Annotated in this window: 17 protein-coding genes; all 17 read right to left on the bottom strand. The window is 39.2% G+C overall.

Translation table 11 applies throughout. The features are described 5' to 3' along the window. Positions 1-110: 110 nt before the first annotated feature. Positions 111-491 (bottom strand): hypothetical protein, encoded by a 381-nt coding sequence (locus tag BO18_RS09525; RefSeq protein ID WP_034445669.1) that lies wholly within the window; start codon positions 489-491, stop codon positions 111-113. A gap of 288 nt (positions 492-779) precedes the next feature. Further along, positions 780-1,829 carry a Gfo/Idh/MocA family protein gene (locus BO18_RS09520; protein ID WP_051688620.1) on the bottom strand — a complete coding sequence of 350 codons (1,050 nt, stop codon included), beginning with the start codon at positions 1,827-1,829 and terminating at the stop codon, positions 780-782. Then, on the bottom strand, positions 1,826-2,842 hold the full coding sequence (locus BO18_RS09515) for a class I SAM-dependent methyltransferase (protein ID WP_034445667.1): 1,017 nt from the start codon (positions 2,840-2,842) through the stop codon (positions 1,826-1,828). The genes BO18_RS09520 and BO18_RS09515 overlap by 4 nt, the downstream gene beginning before the upstream one ends. A gap of 3 nt (positions 2,843-2,845) precedes the next feature. Next, positions 2,846-3,856 carry a LicD family protein gene (locus BO18_RS32620; protein WP_051688619.1) on the bottom strand — a complete coding sequence of 337 codons (1,011 nt, stop codon included), beginning with the start codon at positions 3,854-3,856 and terminating at the stop codon, positions 2,846-2,848. A gap of 27 nt (positions 3,857-3,883) precedes the next feature. After that, a complete protein-coding gene (locus tag BO18_RS09505) occupies positions 3,884-4,954 on the bottom strand; it encodes a metallophosphoesterase family protein (RefSeq protein WP_081860975.1) in 1,071 nt (356 codons plus the stop codon). A gap of 68 nt (positions 4,955-5,022) precedes the next feature. Then, positions 5,023-5,910, bottom strand: coding sequence for a hypothetical protein (locus tag BO18_RS09500; protein WP_051688618.1), 888 nt, complete (start codon positions 5,908-5,910; stop codon positions 5,023-5,025). A 309-nt stretch (positions 5,911-6,219) separates the two neighbouring features. Continuing rightward, the gene (locus BO18_RS09495; protein WP_034445663.1) at positions 6,220-7,278 is read right to left on the bottom strand and encodes an NAD-dependent epimerase/dehydratase family protein; all 1,059 of its coding nucleotides are present in this window, start codon (positions 7,276-7,278) and stop codon (positions 6,220-6,222) included. Between the two features lie 16 nt (positions 7,279-7,294). Beyond that, a complete protein-coding gene (locus BO18_RS09490) occupies positions 7,295-8,020 on the bottom strand; it encodes an IspD/TarI family cytidylyltransferase (RefSeq protein WP_034445661.1) in 726 nt (241 codons plus the stop codon). A gap of 20 nt (positions 8,021-8,040) precedes the next feature. Then, entirely contained in the window at positions 8,041-10,335 is a 2,295-nt protein-coding gene (locus BO18_RS35585) for an adenylyltransferase/cytidyltransferase family protein (protein WP_242856539.1), read from the bottom strand. Positions 10,336-10,424: 89 nt separating this feature from the next. Continuing rightward, the gene (locus tag BO18_RS09480) at positions 10,425-11,324 is read right to left on the bottom strand and encodes a hypothetical protein (protein ID WP_185752388.1); all 900 of its coding nucleotides are present in this window, start codon (positions 11,322-11,324) and stop codon (positions 10,425-10,427) included. Positions 11,325-11,729: 405 nt separating this feature from the next. Next, positions 11,730-12,317: a DUF1919 domain-containing protein gene (locus BO18_RS09475; protein ID WP_034445659.1), complete on the bottom strand. Its 588-nt coding sequence runs from the start codon at positions 12,315-12,317 to the stop codon at positions 11,730-11,732. Between the two features lie 18 nt (positions 12,318-12,335). Further along, positions 12,336-14,189, bottom strand: a complete 1,854-nt coding sequence (locus tag BO18_RS32615; protein ID WP_051688616.1) for an adenylyltransferase/cytidyltransferase family protein — start codon at positions 14,187-14,189, stop codon at positions 12,336-12,338. A gap of 1 nt (position 14,190) precedes the next feature. After that, a complete protein-coding gene (locus BO18_RS32610) occupies positions 14,191-16,017 on the bottom strand; it encodes an adenylyltransferase/cytidyltransferase family protein (RefSeq protein WP_051688615.1) in 1,827 nt (608 codons plus the stop codon). Between the two features lie 20 nt (positions 16,018-16,037). Beyond that, complete coding sequence (locus BO18_RS32605; RefSeq protein WP_051688614.1) at positions 16,038-18,830, bottom strand: CDP-glycerol glycerophosphotransferase family protein; 2,793 nt, start codon at positions 18,828-18,830, stop codon at positions 16,038-16,040. Positions 18,831-18,854: 24 nt separating this feature from the next. Beyond that, positions 18,855-21,395, bottom strand: coding sequence for a CDP-glycerol glycerophosphotransferase family protein (locus BO18_RS32600; RefSeq protein ID WP_051688613.1), 2,541 nt, complete (start codon positions 21,393-21,395; stop codon positions 18,855-18,857). A gap of 28 nt (positions 21,396-21,423) precedes the next feature. After that, positions 21,424-23,733, bottom strand: a complete 2,310-nt coding sequence (locus tag BO18_RS09445; protein ID WP_034445657.1) for a hypothetical protein — start codon at positions 23,731-23,733, stop codon at positions 21,424-21,426. Next, positions 23,720-25,150 (bottom strand): CDP-glycerol glycerophosphotransferase family protein, encoded by a 1,431-nt coding sequence (locus BO18_RS09440; protein WP_081860973.1) that lies wholly within the window; start codon positions 25,148-25,150, stop codon positions 23,720-23,722. Before BO18_RS09440 ends, BO18_RS09445 begins: the two co-directional genes overlap by 14 nt.

Raw genomic sequence — 25,150 nt, 5'->3', positions numbered from 1 at the left:
TATGTGAATTGTCAAGGTGCTCCAGCTTCGCAAGAGGCTGGGGTATATTTTATGGGCAAAAGCCCTTGTACCCGATTAACATAAGTTGTCCGGGAGCGCAACCCGGCGGATTATTTTGCGCTTACTCTTAAAAGCTGTGTAATCCTAGACGCATTCGATGAAATGCGAATTGTTTCCTCTTTTTGTGAATATAATTTCCATTGCGTATAACCATTGGACTCACTACTCCAACACTGTGCATAGCTAGACGTATAGCCTCCTATAAGCCTCGTAATACCTCCAATTGCACTAAGAGCATCTTCGCCAAAAACATCACGATAAAGCCATCTAACTTGATCTCTACGCGTTCCCTTATTTTCTAAAGCCCTATAAACAGCTCCTTCGTATGTGTCTTCCCACGAAGTAGGGTTCTTAAACAGCTCGATATGTCTAATAATAATGTTCAAAAACCCTGAAAAACTTATATATCTATACATTTTCTCATCATTCATAATCTTTATCCTCCTTGTTTGAATGATGATACCAGGGTTTACCCGCTTTGAATAGAAGGTTTTATAGACATGATAAAATGAGTCACAAAGCTTAGTTCAGCCAAAATAAGAACACTTGCTACTGTCTAGATAAATACTGATTTCTATATGTATTTATACTCCAAAAAAATCTCTTTTTTATCATTTCAATATTATAAAAAAGCTAAAAACATCAATTCCTTTTTTGAGATTTTTGGGGATAAACTGGATAATACGGATTTGTGTCCAAAAACAGTATCTTTGACCGTTTTAGCACTCATGTTCCATCATCTTCCCAAACACCTCAGCTCTGGCGATCGCCTCATCGCGTTCTTTTTGATAAAAGAGCTTTTGATCTTGGAAAAGAACTTTTGAAGACCGACATTCATCGACACGACGAACGAATTCTCTGAATTCATAGCGAAGGCCGTCACCCTCAAATTCAAAATCGTAGCTGTCAACATGAGATGGATCTTCAAAACGAACTTCGAAATGCCGTGTCAGCCACCAGGGGGAAGGCACAAGAATGTAACCCTTTGTTCCGGATATAAGGAGCTGTCCTTCGCTTTTAACGGTAAGACCTGTTTTTGCAGTTGCAGTCGCGCAAATACTGGATGATTGTGCGTGTTTCAGCCTAGGCTCCGATGCCCCGAAGCCAAACGTCGCCTTAGTATATCCGTCAACTCCGGTTTCTGTCATGACACTCTGGAATCTAACATCATCATAATCAACTCCCAGAAACCTGAATATCGGTAACATGGTATAAGTTCCAAATTCTGTAAACGCGCCGCCATGAGCAGCCTGATCAAATTCTCTGCAGCCCGGAGAGGTAAGCCTGGTAAATGCTGCTTCCACATCCACAACATTCCCGATTACTCCGCTCTCAACCACTTCTTCAAGCTTCATAAAACCTGGGCAATATGCTGTTTTAATTGCTTCCATTAGGACTGTGTCCACATTCTGAGCCAGATCATAAAGCTCTTTTGCCTGGGCAGGATCAAAAACCATGGGCTTCTCGCAAAGCACATGCTTTCCGGACTGTAACATCCTCCGAGCATAATCGTGGTGCGTTCCGTGAGGCGTAGCAATATAAGCCGCATCCACAACATCCATAAATGCATCAAGACCGGGCATAGCCTTAAGTTCGTCAAGCCTCGTCATTCCCGACTCACCAGCCAATTCCTTCTGCTTTGTGACAAACTCTAAGGCATGGTCATAGTTGGGATTATATACCGCAACAGCATCAATCCCGTCAACAAAGGCCAGCTCTTTGATTGCACGCTTTGCAATTCGTCCTGTTCCGATTATGCCAAGTTTCATTGTTTCTCCACGACTCCTAGTCCCATCCAGAAATCCGGATATTTTGTAAACTCCGTGATCTTGTTATCCTTCTCCAGTTCTTTTATTTCCTGCCACCCGCGGACAGTTCCGCCATTTAAGTGGTCGTACTCGTGACCGAATATATCATGGAAAACAAGTATTTTTGAAGCGTAACGCCCTACATTCATGTAGTCGCCCATCATACCATCATAAGAATGATCCGCATCTATGAAACAGAAGTCAAAAGACCTTTCGGCGAAATCTGCAGATGTATTTGGAATGCACTTTTTGAGGCTCGGTACGATCTCTTTTACCGCATCAAAGTGCACCAGACCATCATAAATGTCCACCATGTTATAAGTCATTTGGGGATTGCCACGGTAAAGAATTGCAGCTAGAATGTATGAACTCGCTCCACGCCAAACCCCAACTTCAATAGCGTTATCAATCCTGCCCTTCCACCTGTCATCAGAAAGGTACAGACACAAATCAAGAAACTCAGAAGGAACCTGAAGGATACCACAGGTGCTCCAGGTGACGCCCGGTTCAGGATCCTTAGCAAGTTTGAAGAACGGATTTATGCCATAGGAATAAATCCTCTCCCCAAGCCAGTTCCTGTCATGTATCTGCGCGTCAGAAGCAGTCACAAGCTCTTTTAACACCTGAAGCTGATGAGTCTGAATCTGCTCAAAATGAGCCATTGTAAGATTTGTGACATTCGTCACCTTAGATACTTCCTCAGAGAATCCATTATCAGATAGCCACTGTGCAACCTCTTCAACCGAACCCTTTACCATCGAAGGGCCAGGTCCACAGACTATAACATAATCGTGAGGAATCGCCAGTCCTTCTTCTATAGAAGTTCTCTTAAAGAAGATTTCCTCGTCCGAATCATCATATGCAATCTCAGCAACAATCTCTATCTCACTATTATTCCTAAGGGCAAAGAGATTTCTCTGCCTACTAAAATCCTTATATCTAAGTCCAAAAGTTACTACCTTCTTAGCCGCCATCTCCTAGAACTCCCATTTTGGAATAGTAGTCTTTCCGCCCTTTAACTCCTCCCGGCGTTCAACCTTATTGCCCACCTTTTCATCCATATAGAAATCAAGGTAAACATAGTAATCAGTAATGCCCATCTTCTCAAGCTGCCTGCCTATCTCCTGATACCAAATGCTAACAATTATCACCCTACTGTTCTCATCGAGGAGTCCCGGTAAATCTGCAGGGTTTCTAACTTCAACGTCGTAGCACTTCTTCCCCCACTTAGAAGGAGAGTTATCGAAGGCACACACCACTTGGCTTTTTCTGTCAAATCTCTCAAGCCAGATACGAAGAGAATCTGCAGCGCCGAAAAGAAATATCTTTTTACCCTCGATATCCTCAAGCATACCTGTATATTTTTTTACATAAACACTGTAATCCGTTTCCGTATCAAAAAACCAGTGCCTTGGTTCACACCTCTGAGCACCCACCGGCCATGCCCATTCTTCATAAACTTCAGTCAGAACCTTTCTTGGCTTATTGGGAATTCTGACCTCAACATCCTCAAACATAGCTGTAGCAGCAGGCTCAAACCATTCATTTAAATACACTGCTTTTCTCTTGCAAGAAGAAAGCGTAGGTGTCCAACAGGTTCCTGATCCCGGAACCTCTGAAAGAGGGATTATGTCGATGGAGATGCCATGGTGTCCACCCTCGCGAAGGGAATCCAGAAGCCTATTTTTAAACGCCGTAGTACCGTTCTTGTGGAGCTTGGCATAGTGTATAAGCCCCTCATCTAAAGGCGTCTGTAGATAAAAATCTTCTCCAAACCATTCCTTATTAAGGCAAAGCTCTTTGTAATCGGCAACTGGCATTGCTATATCAACGTCGTCATCCCAGGGAAGGAACCCTTCATATCTGACTGTTCCAAGGAGTGTCCCAAGAAATGCATACCACTTTAGGTCATGCTCTTCACACACCCTCTTAAATTCCTTGATCAGCTCAAGTTCAATAATCCTAAGCTTTGTCACATTATCAAGCATGTTTGTCTCCGCCTTTCTATATTGAAGTCAAATATATCGTCCCTTACCATTTTCAACTATCCGATCACTTCCGGCACCAAATCTGGTAAAAAAGATCTTCCTGCTCACAGCATCTACCTGCATTATGTCAAAACTCTCCTGAGTTCTGTCTCCAAGTCTTCGCTCTGGCACAACTGCTCCTTCCGGCTTGTGATCAACGAAATACTCGCACTTGGCACAATTAATGGAGATTATTGGGAACTTACCATTCTTAAGATCATTAAATATGTGATCGCAGTGATTGTGACCATTGATAAAGGCCAAAATCTTATCCGCATATTTATCCAAAACTTCAATAAGTCCATTTCTGTTCCTGATGTCCTTAGCCCATGCCTGTAGCCTTACAAGAGGCGTAACATGAGAGAAAACAACTGCCACATAGTTTTCAGGCATCTGTCTCAAGCATGCATCTAGCCAGTGAATGCAATAGTTGGTAAATCCGTACCTCACGGATTCTCTTGGATCAAAAGAATCAATAAATATCATTCTCAGCCCGTGTTCAGGATAATCAACGTAGTATTGAGGTCTGTCCGGATACTTCACCTCAGGATTACCGTGAAAATAGTTATAATCATGATTCCCCGGAGTTATATAAACCGGAACCTCCAACTCCTCAAGGTCACTAATACATCCCAACTCAATCGCCTTAGTCTTCTCTAGTGGTAACAGTCCATCTGAAAGATCCCCAAGGTGGATGATTCCATCAAGCGTTATACCATCTGGCGCCACTTCTCCCCTGCGCTCACGAAGCTCCTTTTTCACTGCTCGCAAACTAGCAACCGTATCCTGCCACGTGCCATTGTAAACAAAATGAGAGTCTGCAAGAAGTCCTAACGCCAACGGCCCGCTGCCCTCTCCGCATGCCTTATCACCAGCCCGGTCCTGAAGCATCTCTTTACGGATCTTAGTCACTCTCGCTGCAACTGCAACAGCCTCTTCGCGTATCCATTCCGGCTCTTCGTCACTTTCCCTCCAAGGCTCCCATACGGAGTCCGGCGCGTAGTCATAGGTGTATATCCACTTGTAGTTTTTATCAGTCAAGCACTTATCTCCATCCATAAAAAGTCCCAATGCTTTGCAACTTCATATCTCATTTTTGCTTTGCATTGGGACTTCAATTCAAATATTTAGTTTTTCATAAGCTGCTTTTCTTTTGCGATGTTTTTGTATAATTCAGTTATGGTTTCTATTGGAAGTCCGGTATTCTTAACCACTCTTTCAACATCAAAACCATCTTCCAAAAGATTCTTTGCAATCCTGACAGCTTCTTTTTCGTACATAAGTTTTTCTACCTTTGTAACCATAAGCGCCTCCTCAATTCTCTTCGCGTCCTCGTCCAAAATTATCTTATCAGTAAAGACAAGTAAACATTTCAACACAAACCGCTTAACGTCATCTTCTTTGATCATTCCGACAAGACCAATCACTTTACCAATAGCATTTTGTTTCTCATCTCTCGATTCAAATGCCAATGGATATACGATAAGCTCCATCATCTCCTTCGAATCCGGAGATTGACCTTGTTGAACCTTGCTAGTGATTCTGGTCCAAACTTCGTCTGTGTTAATCTCTGAAAGGAACGCTTCCGTAATCTCAAATCGGTTACTCCCAATATCCATCACAGAGCTAGTATAACCCCTCTTGACATCCGCCGTATAAATAACCAGCATCCTTATCTGAGGATATCTTCTATACTCATTATACAATCTCTGAGACACGCGCACAATGTAGCCCAAATACTTGACCTTATTGGCTTCATCGTATTTACTCTCATAGTCCACCAGAAGATAAGACCCATCCTCAAGTAAAAAGATATTGTCCATCCGAAGCTCGTTAGCCTCAATTGCCGGCAGATTTGTAGGCTCTACGCTCACAATAGCTGGTAAATCAACACCGTATACCGCAAAACTCTTGCCCTTGAACTTTTCCGCCAAAAGTTTAGAAGTTATGTCCTTATTCTGATACGAAATCTCCTGCCCCTCCTTTCCTGCAGTCTTCTTTTTCTCCTCTGCCATCTTTCTCCTTCCCCGCATTGTATACACAGGGACACAATGACAATTGAGTTAAAAGAAATATCTCAGAAATAAAAAGAACATGAATTGCTTTTCAATACTGTCTAAAAATCTTCAAACTGTGGAATGTCTGGGCGAATTGTCCGGATGTCTATCCCGATGCATAGCAATGCAATATTTGAATTGCTAACAGATATGTCAGCGAGTAATAAGATAGCACATCACAGGTTTCATGTAAAGCAAAAATCAGATATGAAGTTGTCAAGGTACTGTTAAGTTACATTTATCTTCCACTCGGGCTCAAATCAATCATCAGCCTCTAAGAATCTCCATGGTCCTGGCAATGCCCTCAATAATATCGTACTTCATGCTCCAACCAAGAGTCTTTAACTTACTTCCATCAAGCCTGGCCTTGGTAGCTTTGCTATATCCGGCTGCTTCCACAGCATCCGGAAGTTCAAAAATAACTTCCTTTCCAACATGCTGCGCTATAGCTCCTGCCAGCTCTTTAAGCCTTACATCAGACTTTTCATCTGCGATATTGTAGGCACCACCTGTCTCCCCCTTTAAAAGAACTGTCAGAAGACCACTTACAGAATCCGCAACATAGCTATATGAATAGTACTGAGTGCCTTCAGATTTAAGAACAATGTCCTCACCATCAAGCCCTTTTTTAATAAACTGGGATAGAGCTTTTGAATCAGTCATCTTCATAGTTGGGCCATAGGACCTTGTAAGTCTTGCAATCACAGCGTCAAGCCCCTTAGCACTGATGTAAGCTTGGCATAGAGCCTCCGCACATCTTTTGCCCTCCGGATATCCAGCTCTTAAGGTGTTACAATCTATATATCCACAATAGCTTTCATAAAACAGCTCTACATCTCCGCGGTTTTCGCCATAGATTTCATTAGAAGATGCCAAAAGAAATCTCTCTGCACCACAAGAAACAGCAACGTCCAACATGCTCTTCGTGCCTATGACATTAGTCATGATGGTCCCTATGGGATCTGTAGAATATTGCAGCGGATGTGTATTGCTTGCAAGATGAAGCACAAAAGAAGCCTTCATCTGATCAGAAAGCACAACTGGTTCATTCAAATCCTGTTTTATAAATTCAAACCACTCTTCATCAAAACAATACGGAAATCTCTCCCTTACAGTCTCTTCCTTCCGGCCAAGTGCCACAATGCGAGTGTTCATGCCGTATTCTCTGTTTCTCAGCATAATAACATCAACCAGGAAACTTCCTATAAGTCCTGTGGCGCCCGACAAAAGAACACTCTTATCCTTAAGCTTATCCCACGGAAGGTCCAAGTTCGCAACATACTTTACATCTTCAAGATAAAGTGAATTATCAATGATTGATCCCATCTAGTCCCCCAAAAGCTTATTTAAGCCAGTTATCCTTATCCTGTTTAAGATATGCCTTGAACATCTCGAGGTCATCCTTTGTTGTCAGCTTAATATTCTTGTCTGATCCCGCTGCAAAGTGAAGTGTCACCCCAAGATCTACCATCATTGTGTTGGTGTAGGCTGACCCAAATATACCAATCTGCTTCACATAAGCCTCATGGTACTTTTCATCAAGAAGCCCAAATTCATACGCCTGTGGAGTTGAAACTCTTCTTAAGGTCTCTCTTGGAATGAACTGCTTGGTGGTTGTGGGGTCTTCCTCATTAACCACGAAAATCTGCTCATTATATGGCAGAGAAGTAACTGCATTCCCATACTTCTGGCAGGTCATTATGACATCTGTAAGAACTGACTCATCCACGAGAGGCCTGATTCCGTCATGCACAACAACTATATCGTCATCCTTAGCCTCTCCTTCCAGAGCGTAAACACCATTTCTGATGGACTCCTGCCCCGTCTGGCCACCATTTACAACCCATTTGAGCTTGTCTATGTTGAACTGTTTCGAATATGCCCACACAACATCGTGCCACCCATCAAGGCACACAACCATTATGGCATCTATCTGAGGATGTCTCTGAAAGCCTTCAAGGGTATAGATCAGGATCGGTTTGTCATAAACATTAATGAACTGCTTAGGAATATCCTGCCCCATTCTACTGCCGGCTCCTCCGGCAACTATGATCGCTATGGTAGACATAATGGCCTCCTTAGAAGTGTTTAATCGTCAATAAGTTTCTTTTCAATAAGTGCTTTAATATTCGTAGAATTAGTACTCTTTGTATATGGAAAGAAATATAGATCCGATCCCCGTTGTCTTAAATACTCCTGCGCATTAAGCCAGTAATCGGAATTGATATAATCACTCCCCGAAAACTGGACATCAAAATGGTAAAGGGAATATGCCTCCTTGGGACCATTAAGGTCTAAAGGTATCTCCACCACCTCATCCACATATCTGCAGGAGCGCACCAGTTCCGCCCTTTCCTCAAAAGGAACAAATGGGCTTACACCCTTGTGCTTTATAACGCCCTTGTCCGACACTACTCCAACTATGAGATAGTCGCACAGTTCTTTGGCGTTCTTAAAAAGATTCAGATGGCCCACATGGTACAGATCAAACACACCGGAAATATATCCAACATGATACTTCTTCTTTGGATCATGTGGAGGCAGAGTCTCAACTTCTCCAAAAGTTGGCTTTCTCTTTCTGGGGTAAGATCTGGCGGGATCATACACGCTGTACTCCTTTACTCCCATTTCTTCAAGCTGCTTGATAACTGAAACATAATTTTTTATACAGATCAGCACCTTATACTCACCAATAGACAGCTTACGAAGCAGTTCCGGCGACTGAATTTCCACGTCATGGAGTTTCTTCCCCCACCTCTTCTCCTGATTGTCCAGTACTGCATAAACGGGATAATCCTCAGAATAAAGAGTCATGAACCTGTCGGCAAACTGTCCTGAGCCAAAGAGGATAAGCTTCCTGGTATCACAGTGCTCAAATATATTCACGAAAAGCTTATAATAATCCTCCTCTGGGTAATTCATTCGCTGTCTGTTGGAGTTAACAATATTGGCATTTCTTCTGGTCTTCCTGTGAAGTTCTCCCAAAGCCCCCTCATTGCGAAGCGGAGAAAGGAATTTCCATTCCATTCGCTGCCAGTCCTTAATATGTCCAAGCAGTCCATACCGGTCATATAGAGATTCTTTTGACACAATCTTATCCAATGCGCCGTTGCCAAAATACAACGTTGTCACACATCTGGCCTCGACAGCATAGATTGAGTAGCGCTCTTTCCTGAATTCCTGATCAAAGAAAACAAAGTCGCCATCAATATAGAAACTGTTAAGTGGTACCAGATCCGGATATCCGTAGCAATATATCTCTCCAAGATCCGAATCGTCAGTTCCACTGATTACATCCGATGACTTTCTTACCAGTTCAATGAAATGATCAAAAGCATCGTAAAACTTATCTTTATCCTTTTGCATCAGCTCTTTTAAATAAAGCTGTCCTGTAGGAGCATCTATATATGGCATTGACAATCCACTCTCTGTAAGTTCCATGTCAATGACCTTTAGTCCATGAGCCCTAAGGTCAGAAGCATACTCAAGCATATCTTCAAAGCGCTCTCTTCCCTCAGGATACATGTTCTTTTTTAGTACGGTTTTGTTCTCGCGGATAATCGTTGCCATGGCATCCTTACGGTTTCTTTCCATGGTAACGGTAATTTCAAGATAATCCAAAAGCTCAGTTCCCTCAAAAGCTGGAACTTCCACCATATAAGCATTTGCCATTTCATGGAACATTCCATTGGCAAACAGCGATTTATATAGGGTTTCCTCCTCAAGGAATACTGTATTCGGATAATAATAAGAAGGATAGAGACGGTTTGCCAGATCTTCATTTGGAACATATCCAAAGGCAATCAGATGGTTAGGCTCCTGAAGGTTATTGAGAACAGAATAGAACTTGCCATTCCCAAAGCCGGCAGAATCCAGCATTTCCTCCATTTCAAACTTGGCATACATCCGTCCCCTAAAGACGTCTTCCTTCTTCATGTAAGCACGCCTGTAATTCTCTACGCCGTCAAAATTTCTGTCAGTATACTTATCTCTGTCACCACAAAAATAGCGGATTCCCATGCGGTTATTCATTCCAAGCAGTAGAATACCTTCAGGGGTCAAAAGAGATCTCAGCGACGTAAGTGCACTGGCAATGTCAGCCTCCAGCTCTAGACCCTCAATAGAAATAATATAATCAAAGCCAGCCTTATTACTCTCACAGAATTCACTACTGATTGCATGAGCAAGTGGGACAACACTAACAGACAGATTCTTACCAATCTGCCTTCCGTCCTCATCCATAATGCACACACTCTGGCTCATCAGGTACTCAGCTATCGGATCCTCTTCGCCTCCGATATACAGCACCTTTGTCCCTGACCTGAAATCGTACCAGGCCACAAGTCCTTTTTGTAATTCCTTTTCCTGTAATGAGTTCGCCATGGTTTTTATCTCCAGAAATCAAAAAATCCCAATGCTGCGCAACTTCATATCTCATCTTTGCTCTACATTGGGATTGGGTAAGCTATTTATTATTCAACCGGAATTACAGTCATTTCATTCAAAAGCTCATTTACTATTTCTTTTGAAAGTCCTGTAATTCTTTCAACTTTTTCTGTACTATCTCCATCTTTAAGCATATTTCTTGCTATCTCTTTTGCGCTCTCTTCTCTCGCGTCCTTTAGCAAAGTCGTCTCAATCTCTGAATAACGAATCATAAATACCTCCTTAATCCTTTTCGAGTCTTCATCCTTGATTATCTTATCGGCGAAGACCAAAAGGCATTTTAAAATAAATCTTTTGGTCTTTTCATCATCCACCCCGTTTACCAAAGATATCACATCACCAACAGCTTTCTGCTTGTCTTCCATCTTGGCAAAAGTTAGAGGATATATGATAAGTTCCATCACTTCTGTTGAATCCAGTTTCCTTCCGCAATTTATAGCACCAGAAACCTTCTTCCACACTTTCTTACCGTCAATCTCTGACAAGAAAGCTTCCTCTATCACAAACCGGTTACTTCCAACATCCATTACCGGATCAGTACTGCCTTTCTTAACATCAGCAGTATAAATAACCAGCATCCTTATCCTTGGGTATCTCTTAAGCTTATTATACAGCCTTTGAGAAACCCGGACAACGTATCCAAGATACTTGATCTTGTTAGCTTCATCATAGACACTTTCATAATCCACTAGCAGATAAGATCCATCTTCCAGAAAAAAGAGATTATCCATTCGAAGCTCATTGGCTTCAATTGCAGGCAGATTTGTTGGCTCAACGCTAACAATCTTGGGAATATCAACACCATATACCGCAAAGCTCTTTCCCTTGAACTCTTCCGCCAGAATTTTGGATGTTATATCCTTGTTCTGATAAGCAACATCTCGTTCCTCCTTCCTCTTCATCTTTTTTTCATTACTACTATCCATTCGTCTCCTTCCCTTGCGCTTAGTGCTCCAGGATGGACAATGATTAATAGTTAAAAGAAATATCTCAGAGTATAAAGAACTGTCAACTGCTACAAACCTACGCGAATCTTAATACTGTGGAATAATTGGACGAGATGTCCGGATGTCTATCCTGATGCAACCAAAGTGCAATAATTGAACTGTGCTGATATATGTCAGCAGATGAAAGGATATCACATCTCGGATATTGTGTAAAGCAAAAATCAGATATGAAGTTGTCAAGGAACAAATTAATGCTCTTATATCATTAAATGTATCTAAATCATCAAAGTGGCATCGTTAATTAACTAATCGAATACACTTCTCGATACCTCTTGTTGCATGAAATAATCCAAATACTTTCCCCCTCCATTTTTGCTACTACGCCTATGAATTAATCCATTCTTCAGGGCTAAAATCTTTTTCGTAATATGACTTATTACCATCCATACAATCCAAAAAATGCTTTCCCTCTGGTACATAAATAGGAATTGAAAAAGTATTAGCAAGTTTCATCTCAAAATTTATAGTAAACGCTATTTTTTTCTTCACATATACCTTATCAAATTCTATAAACTCATTCATAAACCTCTCTTTTTCAATCATAACTACCGCCAAGTTTTCATAATTCACTCTTTCTTTCCTTCTATTCCAAGCCTCCCTAGCTTCGGCAAATGACTTGAAATGTTGAAAACAGACAAGTAAACCATCTATTTCCCCAATCGGAAACCCAAGTTTTTCTGCTTGGCATCCGTATGTGCGTTGTATCTTCGCATTTTCTTCGCTTGAGAAAGATACTCTTTCAACCACATCAAGCGAAAGAAAATATTTAAGGTTGTTAACAAAAACAGGAAAATCACTAGGTAATATTTGCAAATTCACAGTCGGGCTATTATACCTTAGTCCGCATTTTCTCGAAATATCAGCACCTATGCAATTATTTGAAATAATTGAAATTGAGTCGTTTCTATTCATCTTTTTCACTATACAGTTCTATTTGTTCCCTTTTATTCTCTGTAAATATTTAGTAGTTGATTCTGGACAAAGCCTTCTAATTCCTTGCCAATTATCTCTTGTATATAATTCTCTTACACGCGAAGCAGATATTATTTGATTATCCATTGTTTTTCTTTCAATAATTTTCACACTGACTCCAAAGGAAGGTAATATTTCTGCCATTCTCTCATTGTACCTATTCGTAACTCTATCTGTCGGCTCGCTCCCAACAAATCTAATGCTTATGCCCAACGCTCTCGCCACTATGTCTCCAAATAGATAAAGATCATAATCCATATTCTCTACGTCTATTGCAGTCTCTTTCTCGAAATATTGGGCAAATGTTTCCTTAGAAATGATGTACCTTCCAGATGGAACTACAATCACATTGCTGATGTCTTCAACTCCACGTTTAGCCATTTCAAATCGTTGTTCAAAGGTGAAAAAAGATTTATCCTCTTCCACGACAAAGACTATAAGATGATCCACTTTACCAGAGGCATACTCCACCAGATATCTGTGGCCATAGGTAAAAGGATTGCAATTCATTACAATGGCTCCGACTTTATCATCACAATGAAAATCTCCAAAATATTCCTCTATATATCTCTCAAAGTATCTGTGCACTTCTAGCGGAATAAAATAACTATCATCAAATATTGTTGTAACTGGGTATTCTTTAGGCCTACCCAACACCTCTTCCAAATCTTTCCAAATCCGCTCCGCCACTGCCTTGTTGACCACACCATCACAATGTCTGACATTATCAAGAAAATGATCGGAAGGGTCACTAATACTATCGTAAACAGATGACAAAGATCCTCTCCATGATTCAGGAAAGCTGTCTTTAAAAACCCAGTCTAGTTCTGGTGTTAGTATAACGATAACGTCACTAGTATTCGCTCCGGATACAAAAATGCTATCCATACATTTTTCTGGTCCCATGAGTCCACAATTAATAACTTCCACATTTGAATATCCGCTTAAGTTGATAATCTCCTGAAGCTGATTTTCAATAGTCTGATCATCCGCTACATACGCACCAAATACATTACAAGGACCAAACATAAAAATGCGTCGATCTGTTCTATCTGGCTTATTGGAAACTATACGATGATTGTTTGTTATGTTTATACAATTCGTCTTAAGGTCTTTAGGAAACAAAGCTCCTTTTGAAGCCATAAATCGGATTTGCTCATAATCGTCAAAGAAGTCCTGACCATTCCACTTCCCTTTGAATATCTCGTTATATATCTGTTTATTCTTTAGTCCTTTTCTCTGCTTAAGAGCCTCTTTATCTTTATCTGAAAAAGTCGTTATCAGCTTTTCACCACGAAAATTACCATAAACCATCAAATTCGTATACTGCCAATGCCCCATCTTTTTCTTTATTGCATCGCAGTACCATCTGATTTGTCTTTCTTTTTCCTCCCTTTTTTCCGCATCCTTTATTATTCCTGCCCACTCAATATCGTCTTTCCCAATCCCATCGGATATAACCCCAACCAACTTACCATCTCTAACCACTGGTAACTCATGACACTTCTTACGCTCTTCCAAAAAAACTTTTGCAGAAATAAAGTCCACGTCATTTAAAGCAGTATACGTGGTATTTATTGCTTCCTTAGGGCAGCTCTTTTCATTGTTAAACAAACGCACTAAATCCGTCGGAGTAACAATTCCGCATAGACTCCTGTCTTTATCAACAACATAGACCACTTCACTTTTAGCGTATTTAAAAAAATCAGCATAAATGCAACAGGAATTGCCAACATCTTCAACGGGTAGTATTCCTCGCAACTCTTCATATGGAATGAATCTGAAAGTCTCTTCAACTGCTCGAATACTCATATTATTGATCCTTAATCTTTCTCAAACAATCAACCGTAGATTTTGGACATAACATTTCTATTTCATGCCATTTCTCTTCTTTATAACATTCTCTAACACGCGAAGCAGAGACTACTTGCCCATCTTCAATTTTTCGCTCTAAAACTTCCACATCAATGCCAAATGTCGGCAATATCTGTGCCATTCGCTCGTTGTACCTATTGGTTACTATGTCTGTTGGTTCAGTCCCCACAAATCTGGTTCGTATTCCCAGTTTACTTGCCACCATGTCACCAAATAGATATATGTCATAATCCATATCGTCAACATCTATAGCAACTTCTTTCTCAAAGTACTGAGCAAAGGTTTCCTTAGAAATAATATATCTTCCAGAAGGAACAACTGTAACATTGTCAATATCTTCTACTCCGAGTTTAACCATTTCAAATCTTTGTTCAAAAGTAAAAAATGATTTATCCTCCTCAACAACAAAGATTATCAGATGGTCTACTTTGCCAGATGCATACTCCACCAGATATCTATGGCCACTAGTGAAGGGATTGCAATTCATTACAATAGCTCCAATTTTCCCAGCACAGTGAAAATCGCAAAAAAACTCATCGATATATCCATCAAAGTATCTCCTAACCTCTGGCGCTATAAAATAATTAGCCCCGAATAGCTTTATTGGATCTCCCGTATTCTTTGACAGAGATATTTTCAGATCCTCCCAAATGCGCTCTGCAACATTTCTATGAACTACTCCATCGCAATGTCTAACATTGTCCAAGAAATGCTCCGTAGGCACATCAATATTGTCATATACCCCGGAAAGGCATCCTCGATAAGATTCTGGAAAGTTTTCTTTAAATACCCAGTCAAATCCAGGAGTAAGAATAATGATTATATCGCTGCCATTAACGTCCGAGACAAAAATGCTATCCAAGCTTTTTTCGGGGCCCATAAGACCACAGTTTACTATTTCAACATCCGAATATCCATTTTTGTTGCATATGTTCTGAAGATATGTCTCTATCGTTTGATCATCAGATACAAATGTACCAAACACGTTACAAGGTCCAAATATAAATACACGCCTCTTAGCATCCAAGGGCGTATTTTGAACGATTCGATGATTATTTCTTATATTAATACACTCCGACTCAAGATTTCTTGGAAATATCGCGCCTTTTATAGACACTAGACGTATCTTCTCATGCGCATCAAAATACCCCGGTTCATTCCATCTGTTTTTGAGAACTTCGTTACAAATCTGTCTGTTGGTTAATCCCTTTCTTTGTAAAAGGCTTTCTTTTTCTTTTTCATCAAGTTTATCTATCACCTCAGAATCCCGCATGTTACCGTAGATCAGTACATTTGTCATATACCAACTACCCGATAATCTTTTTATCTCCTTACAATACCATTCAATATCTCTTTCCATCCTAAGCCTGGTAGAAACCACTCTATTTATAGCTTTCCACTCTTTTTCGCTTTTCCCTTCCCCATCATAGACAATTCCCTCCAAGACATCGTCCATTATGACAGGTATCTCATGGCACTTTTTGTATCTATTAAAAAATACTGCCGCCTGCTCAAAATCACACTTTCGTAAAAAAGAAAAATCCGTATTGATTATTCCGACCGGGCTGCTCACCTCGTTATAGTAGAGTCTGTCTAAATTAGACGGAGTCACAACACCTATCAAATGACTGTCATCGTCCACTACATAAACAACCTCTGCTCTTCTGTCTAAAAAGAAATCAGAATATACATTTCTTGTATCCTCTACGTCTTTTATGTTTAAAAGCCCAACCATTTCGTTATATGGAATAAAACAATAACTCATATCAGTCTTCCCAACCTCAATCAGCACGAATAAATAGTATCCATTAGTATATGACCATCAATAACTTTTACACACCCTAACGCTTTAACCTTGTCCACTTCACCTTCGTAAATGGATCGATCATAATACACTATCACTGCAGCATTTTCATAATCCAACTCCATATCATACAGATTCTTTACCGGAGTAAGGCCAATCCTGTCCTCATCTAAAGCCCCATCTAGTATGATAGCTTTTAGCTTGTCGCTTAACCCCATACCTATTAGTATCTGTTTAATAATATGTCGATAATAATATGCAGCAAATATATAGATATTTTGGACCTTATCTAAATCCCGACAAATCTGATTCTTAGTCACAATTATATTCTCACAATACTCTTGCGGAGAAGTGACAACTCCTCTATACCATTCCACAATAGACTCGTCTTCACCAATTTTGAGTTCCTTAGAATAGTCATTGTACTCACTGACTATCACAGGCATAAACTCTCTTTTCAGACCATCTGAAATGCGACGAAGGTTCCCTCTATGTCTATATAATCTCCAATAATGACATATACTAATTGTACTTTCAGGAACATGTTTTTTCCGTAAACAGTCTTCAACCCATTTGTACTCTTCTAGCATTGCATATGGCTTGCCTTGGCCATTGATTGATGAACCTTCATTGTCTCTGCGGTAGAGATATAAATTATCAGTAATCCACATTGCTCTCTCAGCAAATGACATAGTCTGCATCCAAAAGCCATTATCCTGGAATGAAGCGCCTGGACTTTCATTATGTTTAATACCATACTTCTTTAAAAAATCAGTTCGATATATTCCACTCCATGTATTCATAAAAAAAAGGAAGAACAAACTCCTGTCTGCTGAGGTAAGAACCTTTTCATAATAAGGCTCCATCTTTACCACGTGGTTTGTATATCTATATCCCACACTATCCCAGCAGTGATAACACTGCGCTTTTACCAGATCAAGTTCATACTTACTCGCTCTTACATAAAGCTTTTTGTACATATTAAGGAGCACAGTATCATCTGCTTCAACAATACCTATATACTTACCTCTGGCATTATCGACGCCTACGTTTATAGCTTTTCCATATCCCTCATTTATTTTATGGATTACCCTTACTCTATAATCTTTTTGAGCCAGTTCATCCAAAATAGAAGCAGTTGAATCAACAGAGCCATCATCAACACATATGACCTCTATATCTCTTAGGGTCTGTCTCAAAACACTATCAACACATTTTTTTATGTACCTTTCTGCATTATATGCAGGCACTATAATTGAAACTTTTGGTACCGTACAACGAATATAGTACTCATCCCGCACATTATATTGGGGAACGATAAGTTTTCCATACTTTTCCGGATTTTGGGACACATCCTTAATTCTATCTATAATTCTTCTACTCGCATTTCCATCATCGAAAGTCCCATACTCATCCATAAACTGCTGTAGTTTTTCCCCGTAGACAGTTTCTTCAAATTCAATGATCTGACTACATAACTGTTCATTTGAAAGAGATTTTGGATATGGCCATTCTGAAGGATTCAAGTAAAAACCATTACGAGATGAATACTCTTCTAGATCACTTTGATAAAGAAAAACAGGTTTGCCCGTCAAAGAAAAATCCCACATTATACTGGAATAATCTGTAATAAGGACATCTGTAACCGCAAGCAATTCTTGGGAATCCACATAATCAGCCACATCCATTCCTATTCCAAAATTATTCTTATACCATTCAAACTGTCTGAGTGATTTGTGCAATCTATATAGCACAACAAATTCACTTGAAAAGCGCTCCTCGAGCGCCTTTTTCACATCTATAATATTAAGATTGTAGTATCGATATGCATCTTCATTGGCAAACGCACCCCCTCTAAAAGTTGGCGCATACATGACTACTTTCTGATTATCTTTTATTTTCAGTTTCTTTCTTATTATTTCCTTTTTCTCTGTATCACCAAAAAAAATATCATTTCTGGGATAACCACATTTAAGAATCTCGCCATGGTATTTAAGCGAATGCCTATACACATACGCACAATAATTTGAAGCAGCAATTCTCAGATCAAAAACATCCTGCTCACATAAAAAGCGCATCATTTTTTCAGCATCTCGATTGATACTCTTATCATCCACTCCATATGTTTTAAACGGCCCAATTCCATACCAAGTGTTTATATAATATTGTTCCGGTCTCTTTACTACCTTAGGACATGCGTTCTTGTTGGAAACCACCACAGCAGCGGAGCATACTTCCTTATAATATTCAACAGAGTATATTTCAACACACTTTATACCATCAGGTATTTCACTTACGTCTCTTTTACTGTTGGTTCTATCAACTACCCACACCAACTCAAATCCACCTTCTTTGAGTAAGCTTTCTGCTATATACTTGCAGTTACAAGAATAGCCTCTACCACTGTAGCAATAAAATACGACTTTATTTCTCTGAACAGGTAAGTTTTTGCACAATTCTATAGCGATGACATCGTTATCTAAATAATCATCATCAGTCATTGTTGTAAGTGACCCTACATGAACCGTCTTAAGGGCTTCTACTATTTGATCAGACTTTTCTGACGGTTCGGCAATTATGACGTCTTTGCCCTTAAGATAGCCCTTCTTTTCTTCAATAGTATATACATATTTATCGTCTATATTCTTCTTCCCATCTAAATAAGATGACAGAAAGAAGGCTATCTCATCATTCCTATCAGTTAACTTGTAGCGATCATACAGAGCCATGGCATATTCACCGGTTCCGGCAATAACGATTCCATTTTTTTTCATCAGCATTCACCTGTCTGTACGCCATTAAGAATGACGTATAACATCAAGTATCTTGTCAGCCAGTTTTTCACTGGCATGTCCATCATCATACGAAGGATAGTCCTCAAAGAAAGACTCTAGCTTTTTCTTATATAAATCACCCTCAAAATCCTTTATGTTCTTTATCATCTGTTTTAGTGAACCAGCACTTGGATACGGCCATTTTTCCACAGACAAGTAAAAGTCTCTAGTCGAACAATATTCTTCGAGATCAGGCTGATATAGAAAAACAGGTTTCTTCATCAACGAAGCATCCCAAATAATAGAAGAATAATCCGAAATAATTGCATCCGCTATAAGGAGCAATTCCATAACATCAGGATAGTTCGTAACATCCATAATAGTTTCATGCTCACTATTTTGTAATTCAGGTCTTGCCATTGAATGATGATTTCTTACAAGAAAAACAAACTGTCCTCCAAACCTTTCACTCAAAGCATCCATAATGTCCTTCATCTCATTTAAACTTAAACCCGCATATTTTTTTCCATCTCTAAATGTTGGCACATATAAAACCACCTTCATATCAACATCTATGCTTAGTTTAGCCTTAACACCATTAGCCTTGCGCTGGTTACCGAATAGAATATCATTTCTAGGATATCCTATCTCCCAGATTTCACCGTCGAAAAGCATACTGTTCTGATACATATCCGTATTGTCCATCGAATTTGAAACAAAGGCATCTGCTCTACCAAATGTATCCTTAACCCATGCTAAATGGCTTTTATTATTCTTTTTACTTTCTATGGACGCAAACACCTTCTTAAAGGGTCCTGTCCCATGCCAGGTATCTATAATAAACTGTCCTTCTTTCTTTACCAGATCATCTTCGAAAGTACCGTCATTACACACCAAGACTCTCGCTGAATACAATTCCTCGTAATACTCTTTTGAGAACCGTATTACTTTTCGAATGCCTGTCGGAAAAGCTTCAAACTCATTTTTAACGTTCCACACTAAATCTAAATCAGGAGCTTTTTTCAACAGTTCTAAGGCCAAATACTTCCCATTGTCCCCAAATCCGCCCCCCTCAAAACAATCAAACATGATCTTGTTTTCAGCTATAGGTAATTGGATTAAAAAACTCCTGAAGTCATAGTCTATTCTAGATCTATACCCTTCATAGCATTCAGTCACACTCTTAACTAGATTATTTGCAAAAATCTGGTAGCTATATACCTTTTCATACGTTTCTCTCGCTTTTGCTCTAACGCTTCCCATTTCTTCAAAATGATCTATTACATATTCTATCTTGTTCCTTAACGCCTCAACATTACCAGACTCAAACAAAAATCCATTAATCCCATCCTCCATGTATTCTGCCACTCCGGTATTATCTGATGCTATACACACTTTCCCTAGCATCATCCCCTCAACTATCGCCAACGAAACGGTTTCTTCGATGGAAGCACATACAATCACATCTACATTCTTGTATGCCCCAAAAATCTCTTCTCTGTCCATAGGCCCATACACAGAAAAGTGATTCACTTCCTTTATACTTTCAATTAACTTCTCCCCGTACTCTTTCTTTAAAGATGAACCTATAAACATGAAATGGCTCTTATCAAGCTTGGATTGAGGGATCTGTTCTACTGCCTCAATAAGAAGATGCTGCGCCTTCCATGGTTCCCACACTCCAACTTGGGCAAACACCACTTTTTCTCGCGCATCTTTATGAACCAGAATTTCTCCATCTGCCCCATCTAACATACCGATTGTCAAAATACCATCTACTCGTCCAGGATAGTATTCTTCAAATGCCTTTCTTGCCATGTTGCTTACAGCGAATACCTGACACTTAGAATTCATCATCAACATGGGATCCCTATACTCCTCGAAACGATTAAGTGTGCGCTCATAAAAAATAGCAACGTCTCTACTCATTTCATGTACCCAGAAAATTACAGGACAGAATTTACCGATTTCAACCGCGCATTTAACCATAGGAAAAGTATTGACAATTACCACATCAAAGCGCCGCATCCAGAAACACTCTTCTTCGGTGATATAGGGCAAAGCTTTATCTATCACAACACCAATTTTTGCCTGTTTAAACTCTTCGAGCATTTTCCCATCAATAAATGCTGCACAAACCCAAGTCTCAAAGCCATGCTCAATCAGCGCTTTGCATGTAGTAAATGCCGCTATGGCACCACCATTATGAAATAATCCATCTGTGACAACAAGAACGCTCTTAGAATTCTTATGCTCGATTTCATTAGCAACTCGTATACTATGCTTTTGAGAATATTTTTGATACTTTTCGAAACTCCATATTTTCTCGGCTGGCACACCTAAAACAAGCAATTGCTTTCTCATCCAAAAACTATCAACCGACATCGTAAGAACTGCATCATAAGAATAGTTACTTATATCTTCTGGAGCAATTACAGGCTTACCCAAAATACTTCCTATTTCAGATGCACGATTGTCCATATAGGCAACAATTTCATCTTCACCACGAATATCTTTTTGTCTGTTGGCCAGATACTTTCCCATACCGAATAGTATTATTCTCATGTTTAGTGCCCCTTCTTGCTTATAATAGCTAGTCCTTTTTTGCTTTCACAATTAAGGTACTGGGAACTCCTTGTTCGACCAAATAATTTTCTACTTCATTTGCTAATTCTTCTTTTATTATCCCTATGATTATCTGATCGTATTCAGAAGAAAAAATATCCTCTACCGGCTTTATCATATGTTCATAAATCACCGTTCCCTGCATTTTTTTGTCAACCCAAATGGCAATATCTATATCAGGATATTCGTCCAATGCCTCAATTAGTGATCTTCCATATTTTCCAGCACCATATACTGCTACTTTCTTTCCAATTTTATCCACAGGAATCCCAAGCATTGCTATTCTATCTTTGGGAGTACCTATTTTTTTCCAGAAATTACGTCTTATTTGTACAATCTCCTCATCGAACATCTTCGCTCTGCACTGTTCTATATACTCAAAATCCTCGGTTGACATTTGTTCTCGAGATACAGCATAGTTACAATCGTTATAAAAAAGTTTTAAGTTTTCAAAGGTTCTTATTGCATACAATCTCATAAAGTCTTCATGAGTAAGTTTGCCTCCGTACTTGGGAAGCTCTTCTTCTCTTCCGCTAATACCGTATGGCATATTTCCGTAAAAGCCCAAAAGATCATCATCACATAGTCTCCCCTCACCTATATTCCACATATATGCAGAATAATCCAAACATAAATAAAGCGGAGCATTTATAAAAGGATCCAAATTGTCAAAGGCATCCTCAAAGCCCTTTGCAAAATCATCCATCCCGTATTCTCTGAGCGTTTTATACTCGTCATTTAGTACAGGAACCACTTCCCCGTCTTCTTTCTCGCTGTATCCCACAGTTCGTCCGTGGGGAGCAACAAAAAACATTTCATATTGCCAAACAGCACTAATACTCACCGGATAGCATTGATGAAATACACACTTATCATTAGAAAATTCTCCTGTAGTACTAAAATAAAAAGTGGTCATGGGAGTATACTCGTCCCCCAAAAGTTCCGCCAATGCAGTCTGCGTATTTCCGCCTCCAATAAACTCGACAAAAGCAAACTTTCGGCTATCACTTTTTATTTCCTGTTTCAAATATTTTTTTGCAAGTTCTCTGTTACGCGCATTCTTCTTAAGAATAAACTCTTTAAACTTATGATCATTTTGAAGCAGATCTGCCAATTCAATCTTTTCTGATGGCCTCAGTATTTTTCTATTCCAATATTTTTCAGGCAAAAAGTCATATAGCTCCTCATAAGTCATTCCAAAAACAGAAGCAAAATCCTCTATTCTGGCATCCTTTGTCCCCCTGGATCTTGCTCCCAGCAAATCGATGTTCCAATAATCCTCACTAAGCGCAGGGATTCTCCATGCCTCTCTAGACCCATAGATATAATGAGTCTTGATATCCCGTCCTCTTACGCGTATCATTTTATCCACGGCGTATTTAATAAGATACCCGTCTCTGGCAATAAAAAACAACTCATCTATTCCCCTAAAATCACATTGTTCAAGGATAAATGATGAATATGATGATATAATTGGCAGAAGAAGTGCTGTACCATAGTTAAATGCATCTGAACAGTTTTCTTTTTCAAATAGACGCGCATTCACACCAGCCCCAATAATAACTTGTGCCAGGTAATTTCTTCTATGCGCCTGATACACAAAACCCTCTATAGGAAGCATTTTTTTGTATCTTCTTTCGCAAACATGTATGCCCATTTTCTCAGGAACTTCTATGTCTGAAAATTGATTATCTCCTTCATGAATCCATTCATCATAATTGACCTTATATATATCACCTACCATCTTATAAAGGTCGCCTGAAACTTTTGTTTTCCCATATTCACAGGACACATATAAAGGAATGTCGTTTAATCTATTATCTGCCTTTTCAAGCATATTCCTAATAGTCGTTTCTGATAAGTACATATCAGAAATGAAGATAACCATGCCACCTTCATTGATTAAATCCATTATTTTATCTATAGTCCTCTTGATTGGTAGGACATTTTCTAACTCAGTCTTGATTTCAAGCTCAATTAGTTTTTTTACTGTAGCATCGCTCAACTGCCACAGTTGCTTTATCTTCCCATATATTTCTTCAATGTGTATTTCTTGTATACCATTAGTTTTATATAATTCTCTTATGAACCTCTCTGTGTCTCTACGTATATCAAAAAAATTATCTTTAAGATATTTGGGAATTGTAGAAAAAGTCTCATCATTAATTACTACATCCTGCATGAACGCAAAAATACCATCTGGACGAACTGTCTTACGGGTTATAACCGTATCAAAAACATCAAAAGAATATAACATCTTCCCATCACCTTCCCACACTATTGTCCCCTTCAATAACACTGATCATCCTATCCACAACTCTTTTCGTTGCATTACCTTCATCAAACGAATGATCTTTAAAAAAAAGCTCATCTAGCTTCCCCCGATAGGCGATCTCATCATACTGAAGTATTATTCTTCTCATCTCTTCATTGGAGTGAGCTATAGGATATCCCCAATCCTCCGGTTTCCAGTAAAACCCCCGTTCATTGCTATATTCGTCAGCATCATTCTGGTACAAAAAAACAGGCTTACGCATCAGTGAAAAATCCCACATAATCGACGAATAATCTGTAATAAGTACATCAGATATAAGCAATAACTCCTGAGTATCTTCATATTCAGTAACATTTATCCCTTTATTATAAAAATCAGTACACTCTTTATAATTACGCAGAAGATGGTGAAAACGATATAAAAGGACAAATTCTTTTCCAAATCTTCTTTCCAAGGTGTCCAGAAGCATATCTATATCCATGTCATAATGTAAAAAGGAATCAGCGGCATTTTCACGAAATGTCGGGACATATAGTACGATACCTTTCCCTTCGGGAATACCAAAAGAACTTCTTATCCCCTCATTCTCATTATTCTCACTGAAAAGAATATCATTTCTAGGATATCCCCATTCTGCAATCTCTCCATTATAGTAAAAGTCCTCTCTATACATTTTGGTATTATCATCTGAATTAGATACAAAGAGATCTATTCCTGAATAGGTCCTTCTAAACCTCTTTTCATTTTCCTCTGTCCTTTCAAACGCAGCTGCCCCTGCCTTTTTAAATGGACCAGTTCCATGCCAAGTCCATATAGAATACTGATCAGGTCTCATTTTGGAAAAAACAACGTTAGTCAAAATTATTTTAGAGGTATATCGTTCTATAATGAATTCAGGAGAATCCGCGTCTACCTGCTTTATTTCTTTCGGAAGATTATTCTTATACTCTCTGCGAACTTTCCACACAATTTGTATTGGAATGCTATTATCAATGATGTACTTACAGATATATTTACAGTTACATCTGTATCCCATCCCGTCATAGCAATCTACAAGGAGCTTGTTTTGCACTATAGGTAACGTACAGAAGTATTCAATAATATTGTCATAATCATTTCGTGACATATATAGAACTTCTTTAAATCTCCCATTTACACGTTGATATACTTCAGTTGCATTTTTCGGAGATATCGCGACCACTAGGAGTTCAGGATTAGACTTCTCCAAATCTTCCATAGGCAAAAGTGGCATATCAAACAATGATTCATGCTTATTTGCAGATGTTGTTGTTAATCCAAGAATATTCCCCGTTCTCTCCTTAGCAATCAGATAGGCTATTACTGCTTTCGAATACTTACCAACTCCATATATTACTAATGACTCTGCCCGTTCTATCCTCTTCAAAAAAGCTTTCATCAT

Source organism: Butyrivibrio sp. AE2032 (assembly GCF_000702965.1).
Note: the sequence above shows the minus strand (reverse complement) of the source record. Positions and strands in the feature narration are given on the sequence as shown.